12 protein-coding genes are annotated in these 12948 nt (G+C 70.1%); 8 read left to right on the top strand and 4 right to left on the bottom strand.

Annotation, left to right across the window (positions count from 1 at the left end):
- Positions 1-41: 41 nt before the first annotated feature.
- The 3 genes from ACFQU3_RS14275 to ACFQU3_RS14265 all read right to left on the bottom strand — a co-directional run bounded on the left by ACFQU3_RS14275 (position 42) and on the right by ACFQU3_RS14265 (position 3574).
- Positions 42-1010, bottom strand: a complete 969-nt coding sequence (locus tag ACFQU3_RS14275; protein WP_385910851.1) for an asparaginase — start codon at positions 1008-1010, stop codon at positions 42-44.
- Between the two features lie 134 nt (positions 1011-1144).
- Positions 1145-1855, bottom strand: a complete 711-nt coding sequence (locus ACFQU3_RS14270) for a FadR/GntR family transcriptional regulator (protein ID WP_385910849.1) — start codon at positions 1853-1855, stop codon at positions 1145-1147.
- A gap of 87 nt (positions 1856-1942) precedes the next feature.
- A complete protein-coding gene (locus ACFQU3_RS14265; protein WP_385910847.1) occupies positions 1943-3574 on the bottom strand; it encodes a LuxR C-terminal-related transcriptional regulator in 1632 nt (543 codons plus the stop codon).
- A 164-nt stretch (positions 3575-3738) separates the two neighbouring features.
- Between ACFQU3_RS14265 and ACFQU3_RS14260 the strand changes: the two genes are divergently transcribed.
- Complete coding sequence (locus ACFQU3_RS14260; protein ID WP_385910846.1) at positions 3739-4140, top strand: putative quinol monooxygenase; 402 nt, start codon at positions 3739-3741, stop codon at positions 4138-4140.
- A 52-nt stretch (positions 4141-4192) separates the two neighbouring features.
- Here ACFQU3_RS14260 and ACFQU3_RS14255 read toward each other — a convergent pair whose 3' ends face one another.
- Positions 4193-5305, bottom strand: coding sequence for a LacI family DNA-binding transcriptional regulator (locus tag ACFQU3_RS14255; RefSeq protein WP_385910844.1), 1113 nt, complete (start codon positions 5303-5305; stop codon positions 4193-4195).
- A gap of 256 nt (positions 5306-5561) precedes the next feature.
- On the opposite strand from ACFQU3_RS14255, the gene ACFQU3_RS14250 reads away from it, so the two are divergent.
- The 7 genes from ACFQU3_RS14250 to ACFQU3_RS14220 all read left to right on the top strand — a co-directional run bounded on the left by ACFQU3_RS14250 (position 5562) and on the right by ACFQU3_RS14220 (position 12928).
- Positions 5562-6569 carry an SIS domain-containing protein gene (locus tag ACFQU3_RS14250; protein WP_385910842.1) on the top strand — a complete coding sequence of 336 codons (1008 nt, stop codon included), beginning with the start codon at positions 5562-5564 and terminating at the stop codon, positions 6567-6569.
- Position 6570: 1 nt separating this feature from the next.
- Positions 6571-7596: an SIS domain-containing protein gene (locus ACFQU3_RS14245; RefSeq protein WP_385910840.1), complete on the top strand. Its 1026-nt coding sequence runs from the start codon at positions 6571-6573 to the stop codon at positions 7594-7596.
- An 11-nt stretch (positions 7597-7607) separates the two neighbouring features.
- Positions 7608-8480, top strand: a complete 873-nt coding sequence (locus ACFQU3_RS14240) for a PfkB family carbohydrate kinase (protein WP_385910838.1) — start codon at positions 7608-7610, stop codon at positions 8478-8480.
- Positions 8477-9829 (top strand): ABC transporter substrate-binding protein, encoded by a 1353-nt coding sequence (locus tag ACFQU3_RS14235; RefSeq protein ID WP_385910836.1) that lies wholly within the window; start codon positions 8477-8479, stop codon positions 9827-9829. Before ACFQU3_RS14240 ends, ACFQU3_RS14235 begins: the two co-directional genes overlap by 4 nt.
- Positions 9830-9950: 121 nt before the next feature.
- On the top strand, positions 9951-10838 hold the full coding sequence (locus tag ACFQU3_RS14230; protein WP_385910834.1) for a carbohydrate ABC transporter permease: 888 nt from the start codon (positions 9951-9953) through the stop codon (positions 10836-10838).
- Positions 10838-11752, top strand: coding sequence for a carbohydrate ABC transporter permease (locus tag ACFQU3_RS14225; RefSeq protein WP_385910832.1), 915 nt, complete (start codon positions 10838-10840; stop codon positions 11750-11752). The genes ACFQU3_RS14230 and ACFQU3_RS14225 overlap by 1 nt, the downstream gene beginning before the upstream one ends.
- Before the next feature lie 165 nt (positions 11753-11917).
- Positions 11918-12928 (top strand): LacI family DNA-binding transcriptional regulator, encoded by a 1011-nt coding sequence (locus ACFQU3_RS14220; RefSeq protein WP_385910830.1) that lies wholly within the window; start codon positions 11918-11920, stop codon positions 12926-12928.
- The last annotated feature ends 20 nt before the right edge of the window (positions 12929-12948 follow it).

Here is a 12948-nt window from a genome sequence, read left to right as displayed (position 1 = left end):
CGTCCTCCTGTAGGAGTGGTGGGGCAGCGGGTCTGGCTGTGTCAGAGCGGAACTGCGGTGAGCCGGGCGACGGTCTCGGTGCCGAGGTTCACGGGGTCCAGGGAGAGGGAGGCGAGCGCGGCCACGACGGCGTCATGACCTCCGGCAGCCGCGAGCGCGGCGACGGCGACCGGCATCCGGGCACGGTCGGCGCCGTCCGCGATCTTGACCGCGACACCGGTGCCGTCGGTCAGGCCGAGCAGCTGCACGCCCTCGGCGCCGTCCTTGGCGACGAGCCCGGGCACGGCGACCATCGCCTCGGTGACGTCGCGACCGGCGCCCCCGACGAGGTGCGGGTGGGCGCGCATCGCGGAAGCGACGCGGCCCTCGGCGGTCGTGGGTTCGGCCGCGGCGAGACGGCCGTACGCCCGCGCGAGGGCCAGCAGCCGCATGCCGAGGACGGGCATGCCGCAGCCGTCGATGGCGACGGGCCCGACGGGTTCGGCGGCGAGCTCGTCGAGCGTGTCGCGGATGACCCTCTGGACGGGATGGTCGGGGTCGAGGTAGGTCGCGGTGGGCCACCCGGAGACGACGCATGCCGCGAGGACGAGCGCGTGGTTGCCTGAGCAGTTCTGCACCATCTGGCCACGGCCGCCCCCGGCGGCGAGCAGTGCCTCGCGCTCCGGGGCGCCGTACGGCAGGTCCGGGGTGTTGCGCAGGTCGCGCTCGTCGAGCCCGTGGGCGGTCAGGATGCGCCGCGCCGCGTCGACGTGCTCCGGCCCGCCGGAGTGGCTGGCGGCGGCCACGGCCAGCAGCTGCTCGTCGATCTCGACGCCGAGCCGCAGCGCGGCGACGGCCTGCAGGGGCTTGAGGGCAGAACGGGGGTAGACGGGGGTGGTGCCGTCGCCAACGACCAGGGCGGCGCGGCCGTCCGCCCGGGTCACGACCACGGACCCGTGGTGCACCGACTCGACGAGCAGGCCCCTGCTCAGCACGGCCACCGGGACGTGGGCTGGCAGGGGCCCGGACACGTCAGGGTGATTCGCCTGTATGGCTGTAAGGCTGTAAGACAGGTTGGCCATGCCGGAACCCTAGGGAAGCTCGTCACCCAGGTCAAGGGGGCGTCTCGGGGCGCGACAGGAAGCAGCGCGGACGTGGAAGCCGGTCAGGCGTCGGGCGCGTCGTCGGCGAAGAACCGCGCGACCGCGTCCTCCACCGAGGACAGGTGCTCGCGCATGGCCGAGCCGGCACCCTCGGGGGAGCGCTCGGCGATCGCCGTGACGATGCGGCGGTGCTCCGCGTCCGACTCCTCGCGGCGGCCCTCGAGGGAGTTCAGCATGCCGGACTGGCTCGCCATGGCGTCACGGATCTCGGCGACCACGGTGCCGAAGACGCGGTTGCGGCTCGCCGTCGCGACGAGCTGGTGGAATGCCGCGTCGAGGTCGACCCAGCGCCCGAAGTCCGCCTCGTGGGCCATCCGGTCGACGAGCTCGGTGAGCCGGGCCAGCTCCTCGTCGGTTCGACGCGTAGCGGCGAGCGCGGCCGCAGGAACCTCGACGTGCGGGCGGGCCTCCTGCAGCTCGCGCGGCGAGTAGCGGCCGAGGGGTGCCTCGGCCGACGGTGTGCGCGAGACGACGAAGGTCCCGCGGCCCACGCGCGTCTCGGTCAGGCCGAGCGCCGCGCAGCCGCGCAGGGCCTCGCGCACGACAGGGCGGCTCACCGCGAACCGGGTTGCGAGGGCGCCCTCGGCCTCGAGCCGGCTCCCGACGGGGAAGGTGCCGTCCTCGATGGCCTCGCGCAGCCGCCGGAAGACGTGGTCGACCGCGCCGGACGGCCGGTACGGCTGCCCCGCGGTCCACGTCACGGCCTTGTCCACGCGCGCCATCCTAGGTGTACTCGGTCACGCCCCTGGTGACACGAGCTGAGCCGACACAAGCACACGTGACCGCTGTCGGTGGCGCTCTCAGGTGAGCCCGTGCTGAACCGCGTACGCCGCGGCCGAGGTGCGGGAGCGGACGTCGAGCTTGGTCAGGATGTTGCTGACGTGCCGGTGGACGGTTCGCTCGCTCAGGCACAGCGCGGTGGCGATCTCTGCGTTGGTCCGGCCCCTGGCGATCAGACTCAGCACCTCGATCTCCCGTGGGCTCAGTGCGGCGAGGTGCGGGTTGCGCCCCGACATCAGCCCGCGGACCCGGGACGCGTCCGGTCGCGCGCCGAGCCGTTCGAACGTCGCCAGAGCGGCGCGGAGCTCCATCTGTGCGCCCTCCTCGTCACCGAGTGCCCGGCACCCCTCACCGATCTGTACGCCGACCTGGGCGGTCTCGTACGGTGCGTCGAGCTCCCGCCACCGGTCCGAGGCCGCCCGCAAGCGGGCGAGTGCGTCGCTGGGCCGGCCGTCACCCAGCGCCACAGCCCCACGGGCCGCATCCAGGACGGCCCGCATCGCAGTCGTGGGGTAGGTCTGGGCCGTCTGCGCCATCTCGGTGACGACGTCCTTCGCGTCCTCGATCCGACCAGCCGCCAGGCACACCGCCACGACCGCCGGGAGGAGGATCAGCCGGTCGCCGGCCCGCTCACGCTCGGCCAGGACGCGACGCAGGCCGGCCTCGGCCGCCTCCGCCCTGCCCTGGCCGAGCCGGTACAGCGCGAGCCCCGGCTGGGCGACGTGCCCGAAGGCTGTCGCCTGCTCGAAGGCCTCCTCGACGCCCGGCTCTCCCCGCAGCCGCCGCAGCTCGCCAAGCTCGTACCAGGCGTGGCCGGCGACCAGCTGGCCGTCCACCGCCAGGTCACGGCAGGCCTGCTGCAGCTCGGCCTCAGCCCGGGACCAGTGCCCGCGCAGACGCATCAGGATCGCGCGGTAGATCCGACAGTTGCCGAAGTAGGCGCCTCCCAGCTGCGGCAACGCGCCGAGCCACCGGTCGAGGGCAACCGACCACTCCGCCGCCCGCGCGATCTCCTGCACCTCGTAGCACGAGCCGATCGCGGCGCAGAACATCACGCTCGTCGTCCGAGGTGAGGTCGCCAAGGCCAGGATGCGGACCATGGCCGCATCGAGGAGCCCCAACCCCTGCTCCAGCGATCCGAGCTTGAGCGAGGCCCGGCCACGCATCGTGGTGGCGATGGTGACCAGGTCGATGTCGCCGCGCCCGATCCCGAGCTCGACCGCCCGATGCAGCAGACCCTCCGCGGTCGCGTAGTCACCCCCTCCCATGCAGGCGTAGGAGCGCGGGACAAGGAGCCACCCGTACTCACCCGACCCCTGTTCCTGCGCCAGCGTCCCGGCTCGCTCGACCCAGCCGGCCGCGAGGGCGAACTCGCCTCGCGCAAAGATGTGAGCGCTCCAGAGCCAGTACGCCGCACGCGTCGTCTCGTGGATCTCGCCGGCTTCCGCACGCAGCTCGAAGCATCGGGCGAGCGCGGCGATCGCCTCGTCGATCCGCCCGACCACCTGGGCGGCCTCCGCCCAGGACTCCAAGTCCTCGACCTTCAACGGCGTGGCGAGGTCGGCGGCGGCGTACTCCTCGCACGCCCGGACCCAGCGCGACGAGCGATGGTGCTCGCGGGCGGTCTCGAGGTGGTCGCGTTCGCCGCTCATCGCACCTCCTTGCGCCGATCCTGCCATTCGGTGGCGCTGGGTAGGAATACCCACGGCCGGGGCGCAAGGTCGGCCCGCTCTGCGGAAGCGTGGCAACCACGGCGGCGCGGATCGTGGACTCACAGCCCCGAGGCCGTCGGGGCACAGACTCCCAGGAGAACGCCATGACCGCTCCATTCATCTTCATCGGCACGCACAAGATCAGGCCCGGCAAGCGGGAGGCGTTCAAGGAGTACTTCGCGCGCTTCAGCTCCGACGTCGTCGACCCGGCGGAGCCGCGACTGCACTCCTTCTACGGCTACGCCGCGCCGGACTCCGACTACGTCACGGTGGTCCAGGTGCATCCGGACGCCGACTCGATGGCGACCCACATGAAGGTCGGCATGGAGCACTTCGCCGACGCGTACGCCGAGTACCTCGAGGCCGAGAGCACCATGGAGATCTACGGAAACCTCACCGAGGACCTGATCCGGGCGATCTCCGCAGCCGCACAGACCGACGCAGGCGGCTCCAGCGTGACGATCCGGGAGCCGTTCGCCGGGTTCGACCGGCTTCCCCCGTCGTGAGCCTCTGGCCCGCCGGATTCCGCTGTGCCCGCGTCGTTTTCAGCGAGCGGGCTCAGCGAGCCGGCTCGGCGTCGGGGTGAGGCGGACGTACCGCGACCGAACCGCGCTCGATGAGCTCGGTGGGCAGTCGGCGGTGGGCGACCGCCCCGCCTGACCCCTCGATCCGCGACAGCAGGAGACGGCAGGCGGCAACACCGATCTCGTAGGTGGGCTGTGCCATCACGGTGAGGCCGGGGCTCACGACGTCCGCCCACTCGGCGTCGTCGAACCCGAGCAGCGAGATGTCGTCGGGGCAGCGGACGCCGGCGCGCGAGATCGCGTGGAAGGCGCCGAGCGACTGCATCGCGTCGAAGGCGAAGACTGCAGTGGGCGGGTTCGGCAGGGACAGCAACCGGGCCGTCTCCGTCTCGGCGTCCTCGCGGCGGTACCCGCCGGACGAGATGAGATCGCGACGGATCGGCACCCCGGCGGCGGCCATCGCGTCACGGAAGCCAGCGGCCCGGGCCCCCACGGTCGTGGCGGAGAGCCGCTCGATGCCGCGCATGTCGGGGCGCAGCATCCGCTCGAGCATCTCGGGAGTGCCGCCGGTGACGATGGCGATGTCGCGGTGGCCCCGCCCCAGCAGGTACTCCGTCGCGGTACGCGCCGCCTTGCGGTTGTCGATGCCGACGGTGTCTGCCTTCACCCCCGCCACCCTGCGGTCGAGGAGCACCACGGGGATGCCGGCGGCAATGACGTCGCTGATGTGGGATCGGTCCCCGCCGTCGGCCGGACAGACGACGAGACCGTCGACGCGGCGTTCGGTCATCAGCCGGACCGCGGTCTCCTCCTTGTCGAGCTGCTCGTCGGTGTTGGCCAGCAGCACCTCGAACCCCTCGGCGCGCGCGGTGTCGGCTATGCCGCGCAGCGAGCGGCGGAAGAACGGGTTCTCGATGTCGGACATCACGACGCCCAGGGTGCTGGTGGAGCCGGTGATCATGCTCCTCGCCAGGCTGTTGGGCCGGTAGCCCAGCTGTTCGGCGGCTGCCTGCACGCGCTCCCGGGTGCTCTCCCGCACGGATCCGTAACCCCCGAGTGCCCTCGCGGCCGTAGCCGTGGAGACGCCCGCCGCACGGGCGACGTCGGGCACCGTCGCGATACCGCGTGGCTCCACGGTCCTGCTCACGGTCCTCCTCGGGAACTCGTCGGGCTCGACGCCGGTGCCGGCTGTGCACTGGCGGGCGACGTCAACGGGTCGCCTGGTCGCTGTGCGCCAATCCCTGGGCCGACCCTAGCCGGTGCCCGGTCAGCTGCCCCGTCGGCATCCCGACCAATTTCCGACCAGCCCCTTGACAGGCGCTCGCAGAAGTTGAGAACGTTCTCAAACCAACATTGAGAACGTTATCAATAACTTCGTCAGACGGCCAAGATCAGGAGCAGCGATGACCCAGACCCTCCAGACCCTCCCCCTGAAGCAGATCGACGCGGACACCGTCGAGAAGCTCGCCAGCAGCATCGCCGAGCGCGACTCCATCACCCGCGTCGTGCGCGACGTCGTGGACACCGGGCTGCGCAACGTGTACTTCGTCGGCGCCGGTGGGTCGCTGATCTGCAGCTACCCAGCCCACTACCTGCTTCAGCAGAAGGCGTCCTTCCCGGCGTTCCAGCTGCAGAGCGACGAGCTCAACACATCCGTCCCCGAGCTCATGGGCCCGGGCTCACTCGTCGTGCTCGCCTCCTACACGGGCACCACCAAGGAGACCGTCGCCGCGGCGAAGACCGCCAAGCGAGCTGGAGCCACCGTCATCGCCGCGGCCAAGACGGGCAGCCCGCTGGCCGAGGCGGCGGATGTCGCGTTCAGCGGAAAGAGCGACCTGTTCGAGCTGCTCGTCGCCTACGAGCTGCTGGCCGCGACGGCCGCCGAGCTGGACCTCGAGGCTGTGAGCCAGGCCCTGACCGCCCTGCCGTCCGCCGTCCACCACGCCATCGAGCAGGCCGAGCCCCTGCTGGCCGACATCGCCCAGGCGCTCAAGGACGAGCCGATCACCTACGTTCTCGGGTCGGGCCCGAGCTACGGCTGGGCCTACGGGTTCGCCATGTGCTTCCTGCAGGAGATGCAGTGGAAGCACGCGGCCGCCTTCAACTCCGGCGAGTTCTTCCAGGGCGCCTTCGAGATGGTCGACGACGACACGGCCGTGCTGTTGTGGCTGGGTGAGGACGCCTCGCGGCCGATGGGGGAGCGCGCCAAGGCGTTCCTGGACAGGCACTGCAAGAAGGCGCAGTACGTCGACGTGCGCGACCTCGAGCTGCCCGGCATCCCGACGTCGGTGCGTGAGCACGTCTCCCCCATCGTGGTGGGTGCGCTCGCGAACCGCCTCGCGCAGCACTACGAGTCGGTGCGCGGCCACGACCTCGAGCAGCGGCGCTACATGTTCAAGGTCGACTACTGACATGGCGAACCACATGCTCAACTTCGACGCGGACCGGTACCTGCGGATCCAGTCGGGCGCCGTGGGACTGGCCGACGAGATCGACGCCCTCGTGCGGGACGCCCTGGGATCCGGCGTGACGAACGTCGTCTTCGCCGGGGCCGGCGGAGCCGGGATCCTCATGCAGCCGGCGGCTTCGCTGCTGCGCGAGCGCTCGACCTTTCCCGCCCAGGTGACGATGCCGGCGGAGCTGGTCGTGACCGGCTCCGCGACACTGGGCCGCGACAGCCTCGTGGTGATCCCGTCTCTCTCGGGCACGACAGCCGAGAGCCTGGCGGCCCTCGACCACGCCAAGTCCGCCGGTGCCCAGGTGGTGGTGCTCACCGCCAACGGCGACAGCCCGCTGGCCCGGAAGGCCGACATCAGCCTCGTCAACTTCGCGGAGGACGACACCTCCTGCGAGTCGTTCTACGTGCAGTCCCTGCTCCTGGCGCTGTCCGTCCAGGCTGCCCGAGGCGAGCTGGAGGACCATCGAGCCGTCGTGGCCGAGCTCCGGCGGCTGCCGCAGCTGCTCCTGGCTGCGAAGTCGGCCTTCGAGCCGCGGGCGCGCCAGCTCGCCGAGGCCATCGCGGCCGACACCTGGCACATCGTCACGGGGGCGGGAAACGCCTGGCCCGAGGCCTTCTACTACGGCATGTGCATCCTCGAGGAGATGCAGTGGATCCGCACCAGACCGGTGCACGCCTCGGACTTCTTCCACGGCACCCTCGAGCTCGTCGAGCCGGACGTCAGCGTGCTCCTCCTCAAGGGAGAGGACGCCACTCGCCCGCTCGCCGAGCGCGTCGAGCGGTTCGTGTCGGGACTGACCGACCGGCTTCTCGTCGTCGACAGCGCTGACGTGGCGCTTCCCGGCATCTCCCCGTCCACACGGGGGCTGGTGTCGCCGGTGGTCCTGGCAGCCCTGCTCGAGCGGGTAAGTGCCCATGTCGAGGCGCTTCGCGACCATCCGCTGACGACCCGTCGCTACTACCGCCGCGTGGCGTACTGAAGGGCAAGCCGATGAACGTCACCCTGCTCGCCGTCGGCGACAACGTCGTCGACCGCTACCCCGACCTCGGGGTGTTCTACCCCGGTGGGAACGCGGTCAACGTCGCGGTGCACGGCCGCCGATGTGGCGCCTCCACGGCATACATCGGGGCCCTCGGCAGCGACCTCGCCGGCCGCACCGTCCTCGACGCCCTCGTCGCCGAGGGAGTGGACACCTCGATGCTGAAGATGGTCGAAGGCGCCAACGCGCACGCCGAGGTCCGGGTCGTCGACGGCAACCGGGTCTTCGAGCACGGCGACCCCGGCGTCTCGAGGTTCCGGCTCACGGCCGCGGACTACTCGGCCGTGGCCGCCGCGACGATCGTGCACACCGGTGAGTGCTCGATGGTGGAGGACCAGCTCGCCGAGCTCAGCGCGGCCGCACCGCGGCTCTCGTTCGACTTCTCGGAGCGTCCGCTCGACTACATCGCCGAGCACGCACCATTCGTGGACGTGGCCATCAGGTCGCTGCCGTCCGTGGCCGACCAGGCCGATGACGCCATCGCCGAGGCCATCGACCAGGCGAGGCTCATCCAGGCCCTGGGACCCCGACTGGTCGCCGTCACCATGGGCGCCGGAGGTGCCGTGGTGCTCGACGGCGAGCGTGTCGTCCACGCGCCGGCCCCGCCGACCGCCGTGGTGGACACCCTCGGTGCCGGCGACGCCTTCATCGCCCGGCTCCTCACCGGGCTCATCCGCGACGAGCCGCTCACCACGCTCGTCGGCGCCGCGACGGCATTCGCCTCGCACACCTGCACCACCTTCGGAGCCTTCGGCTACGAGACCTCCCTCGTGCACCTCACCGCACAGCTCAACCCCATCCACAAAGGAGTGGACCTGTCATGAAGCACACCACGCGCAGCGCATCCGTCGTCGTGCTCGGTGCCGTCGCCGCGGTGGCCCTGGCCGCCTGCGGTGCGCCCGGCACCTCCAAGACCGCCTCGGGTGCAGGTCCCCAGGACCTCACGGCACCGGCGGAGAAGTCCGGGACCCTCACCATGGTCACCAAGTTCGCCGACCCCAAGTACGCTCCCTACTTCGAGAGCGTGGCCAAGGCGTACGAGCAGGCGAACCCCAAGGTCACCGTCAAGCTCGAACAGGTCGGCGACCAGCCCTACAAGGACAAGATCCGCATCCTGTCGGCCTCCAAGCAGCTGCCCGACATCTACTTCTCGTGGGCCGGCGACTTCGCCAACAAGTTCGTCAGGGCGGGTCTCGCGGCCGACGTGACCTCGGTCATCGGCCCGGACACCGAGTGGGGCCAGACCTTCTCGCCAGCCGCGCTCAAGGCCTTCGAGACGAAGGGCAAGTACTTCGGCGTGCCGATCAACCTCGACGCGAAGTACCTGGCCTACAACAAGGCCGCCTTCGCGAAAGCCGGTGTGAATGCGGCCCCCTCGTCGCTCGAGGACCTGCTCGGTGCCTGTGACAAGCTGCGCGCCGCCGGCTACACCCCGATCGCCTTCGGCAACCAGTACGGGTGGCCGGCGATCCACTACATCACCCAGCTCAATGCGTACAACGTGCCGTCGGCGACGCTCGCCAAGGACTACGACCCCTCGTCGGGCGCGTTCACGGACGAGGGATACGCCAAGGCACTCGACCAGTTCAAGAGCATCATCAGCCGGTGCTCGAGCAAGGACGCCAACGGCGTCTCGCACGAGGCGGGACAGGCGAACTTCCTCAGCGGCAAGGCCGCCATGCACTATCTCGAGTCCGTCGAGTTCCAGGGCCTCACGGCGAAGGGAGGGGCGCCGAAGTCGCTCGCCGACAGCTGGAGCTTCGTTCGTCTGCCCGCCCCCCAGGGCGCGGCCGGTGACACCGGCGCGCTGACCGGCGCGCCCGACGGCTTCATGGTGAACGCGCAGAGCAAGCAGGCGGCGCTGGCCGTCGACTTCCTCAAGTTCATGACGAACCAGCAGAACGCCGCCAAGCTGACCGCCGACATCGGCTGGCTGAGCCCGGTGAAGGGCTCGGCCACGACGGCGAACTCGTTCCCCCAGCTCGAGGAGGCGCTGGCCGACATCAGCAAGGCCAACCAGTTCGCGATCTGGCTCGACACCGTGACCAACGCCGAGGTGGCCAACGCCTACCTCTCCGGCGTCGAGGGCATCATCGACGGCTCAAAGACGACGAAGGACGTCATCACGGGCGTGCAGGACGCGGCGGCCAAGGCAAGGAAGCAGGTCGGCTGACCTGCCACCCGGTGGGACGGGCGAGAGATCGCCCGTCCCACCCACCAAGGGCCCACGGGCCCCGACCTCGACACGGCCGGTCGTCGCGACCGGCCACGGCCCACCCGAGGAGGGCACAAACATGAGCACCACGTGGATGCGCTGGCGGTCGCTGGCCTGGGTCCTGCCCGCGCTGGTCCTGCTGCTGGTCTTCGTCTACTACCCGATCGTCGACAACCTCCGGCTGAGCCTGTTCTCCTGGAACGCGTTCTCGGTGCAGCCGACCTTCGTCGGGCTCGACAACTACCGCACGGCGTTCGACGACCCGATCTTCTGGCAGGCGCTGCGCAACAACACCGTCTTCGCCGTCGTGTCGTTGGTATGCCAGGTCGGGTTCTCGCTCGTGCTGGCCGCCCTGCTCGAGGAGTTCGTGCACCAGCGGCTGAGAGGCGTCCTGCGCACGATCTACTTCATCCCGGCGGTCATCTCGATCACCGTGGCCGGGATCCTCTTCTCGTTCCTCTACAACCCCCGGATCGGGCTGCTCAACCGGCTGCTCGACGCGGTCGGTCTCGACAGCTGGCAGCACTCGTGGCTCGGCGAGCCGGCGACCGCGATGGGCAGCATCATCGCGATGAGCCAGTGGCAGTCCATCGGCTACACCGCCATCCTCTTCGTCGTCGCGATCCAGCGCGTGCCGCGCGAGTTCTACGAGGCCGCCAAGGTGGACGGTGCCGGCCCGATCCGCGGCTTCTTCTCGATCACGGTGCCCATGGTCCGGGAGATGACGACGCTCATCACGATCCTCACCATCTCGGGTGCCTTCCTGGTGTTCAACGAGGTGATGGTCATGACGGCCGGGGGACCGTCGAACTCCAGCCAGGTGCTCGGCACGTGGCTCTACCGGAACGCCTTCCTCAATGACGACATGGGCTACGCCTCCGCGATCGCCACGGTGATCTTCGTGATCACCCTGGCCGTCGGCGCCGTCCAGGTCTACGTGAGCCGCCGACGGAGGATCCAATGGTGATGTCCACCTCAGCCCCGACCCACACGCGCCGCGCCGGCGCCGTCACCACCGTCGGAGAGCTGAGCCGACGTCGAGCACCCAGAGCGGGCCGCCGGCTGGGTCGTCGCACCGCCCGGATGGCCCTGTGGGTGGGGCTCGCCGCCCTCGTCGTCGCGGTGCTCTACCCGTTGCTGTGGATGGTGCTGAGCAGCTTCAAGGACAACCAGGAGGTCTTCGGCAACCCGTGGGGCCTGCCCGGTGAGCTCCGCTGGCACAACTTCGCCCAGGCCGGCAGCGCCGGCGTCGTGCGCTACTTCGTCAACAGCATCCTGGTCACGTCGGCCTCGATCCTCACCACGGTCTTGATCAGTGCCTGGGCGGCCTACGGCTTGGTGCGGCTGCGCATCCCGTTCGGTGGCGCGGTGCTCGGCCTGCTGCTCGGTGGGCTGATGCTGGCGCCGACCGTCGCGCTGATCCCGCTCTTCGGCCTGCTCCAGCAGCTGGGCATCTACGACAGCTACTGGGCGCTGATCGTGCTGTACACGGCCTTCCGGATCCCGTTCACGACGTTCCTGATCCGGGCCTACATGATCGACATCCCGCCGTCGGTCGACGAGGCGGCCACGCTCGACGGGTGTTCCCCCACCCAGACGTTCTGGCAGATCATCCTGCCCATGAGCCGCCCGATCCTGGTCTCGGCGGCCCTGCTGCAGGCGCTCTTCGCGTGGAACGAGTTCGTCTTCGCGTTGGTCTTCATCAGCACCGGCGACCTCAAGACGTTGCCGGTGGGGTTGATGGACATGCAGAGCCGGCTCCTGACCGACTGGCCGGTCCAGTTCGCCGGGCTCACCATGGCCGCCCTGCCCATGATCGTGCTCTTCCTGATCGGGCAGCGGCAGTTCCTCAGGGGGCTGACCGATGGCATCGGGAAGTAGGCGGGAGCCCCTGGGCGTGGAGGCAGTTGCTTGCGGGTCGGGGGGCCGGGGCTGGTAAATCGTTTGACCGGAGATCTTGACGTACACCCCAATCGGGCGTCACAGTCATTCCCAACCTCGTGATCAAACGATTGGGCAAGCATGGCAAGGACGCCGAAGACCTCGATGAGAGACGTAGCCGCCGCGGCGGGCGTCTCGGTCACGACGGTGTCCCACGTGCTCAATGACGCACCCGGCAAGCGCATCACCGCGGACACGCGGGACCGGGTCCGGGCAGCGGCCGAAGAGCTGGGCTACCGGCACAACCACCTGGCGCGGGGTCTTCGACTCGGTCGCACCCAGACCCTCGCCCTCGTGAGCGACGTGATCGCGACGACGCCGTTCGCCGGCCAGATGGTCCTGGGCGCGCAGGAGGCCGCCACCAAGGCCGGCTGGGTTCTCATGCTGGTCAACACCTCCCGTGACCCGGCCCTCGAGGAGCGCGAGATCCGGTCGCTGCTGGAGCGGCAGGTCGACGGCTTCCTCTACGCGACGATGTTCCACCGGATCGTGGAGGTCCCGCAGCTCCTCGCCGACAGCCCCACCGTCCTGCTCGATGCTCGTTCCGTGAGCGGCTCCGTGTCGTCGGTCGTGCCGGACGAGGTGTCCGGCGGCCGAACAGCGGTGGAGGAGCTGCTCCGCCACGGTCACCGTCGGGTCGGCTTCCTGACGAACATCGACGACATCCCGGCAACCACCGGGCGGCTCGAGGGATACCGGCAGGCCCTGGCAGCAGCAGGTATCGCCTTCGACGAAGAGCTGGTCGTGGCGGACACGTCCGACAGCCATGGCGGTGAGCGTGCGGCGCGCCGGCTCCTGACGGTCCCAGAGCGCCCCACGGGCATCTTCTGCTTCAGCGACCGCATGGCCATGGGTGCCTACCACGTCGCTGCCGAGCTCGGACTCCGGATCCCGCACGACCTCTCGATCGTCGGCTTCGACAACCAGGCCTTTGTCGCAGACGGCCTGCGTCCGGAGCTGACGACGCTTGCTCTGCCGCACTACGAGATGGGTGTCTGGGCGGTCGAGCAGCTGCTGCAGGAAATCGACATGGCGGCACCGGTCACCCCGAGCCACCAGTCGCTGCCGTGCCCCATCGTGCGGCGCAGCTCCGTCGGCCCACCAGGCCTCAGCTAGCCGACAGCGCGCTTCGGTCG

This window comes from Terrabacter sp. GCM10028922, from assembly GCF_042666095.1.
Lineage (GTDB): Bacteria > Actinomycetota > Actinomycetes > Actinomycetales > Dermatophilaceae > Terrabacter.
This window is presented reverse-complemented; position numbering and strand designations above follow the sequence as displayed.

What these genes read in the sequence shown, in the direction of transcription:
- ACFQU3_RS14265 (WP_385910847.1), bottom strand. Translation starts at nt 3,574, where the DNA reads ATGAGCGGCGAACGCGACCACCTCGAGACCGCCCGCGAGCACCATCGC.
- ACFQU3_RS14260 (WP_385910846.1), top strand. Translation starts at nt 3,739, where the DNA reads ATGACCGCTCCATTCATCTTCATCGGCACGCACAAGATCAGGCCCGGC.
- ACFQU3_RS14250 (WP_385910842.1), top strand. Translation starts at nt 5,562, where the DNA reads ATGACCCAGACCCTCCAGACCCTCCCCCTGAAGCAGATCGACGCGGAC.
- ACFQU3_RS14245 (WP_385910840.1), top strand. Translation starts at nt 6,571, where the DNA reads ATGGCGAACCACATGCTCAACTTCGACGCGGACCGGTACCTGCGGATC.
- ACFQU3_RS14240 (WP_385910838.1), top strand. Translation starts at nt 7,608, where the DNA reads ATGAACGTCACCCTGCTCGCCGTCGGCGACAACGTCGTCGACCGCTAC.
- ACFQU3_RS14235 (WP_385910836.1), top strand. Translation starts at nt 8,477, where the DNA reads ATGAAGCACACCACGCGCAGCGCATCCGTCGTCGTGCTCGGTGCCGTC.
- ACFQU3_RS14230 (WP_385910834.1), top strand. Translation starts at nt 9,951, where the DNA reads ATGAGCACCACGTGGATGCGCTGGCGGTCGCTGGCCTGGGTCCTGCCC.
- ACFQU3_RS14225 (WP_385910832.1), top strand. Translation starts at nt 10,838, where the DNA reads ATGTCCACCTCAGCCCCGACCCACACGCGCCGCGCCGGCGCCGTCACC.
- ACFQU3_RS14220 (WP_385910830.1), top strand. Translation starts at nt 11,918, where the DNA reads ATGAGAGACGTAGCCGCCGCGGCGGGCGTCTCGGTCACGACGGTGTCC.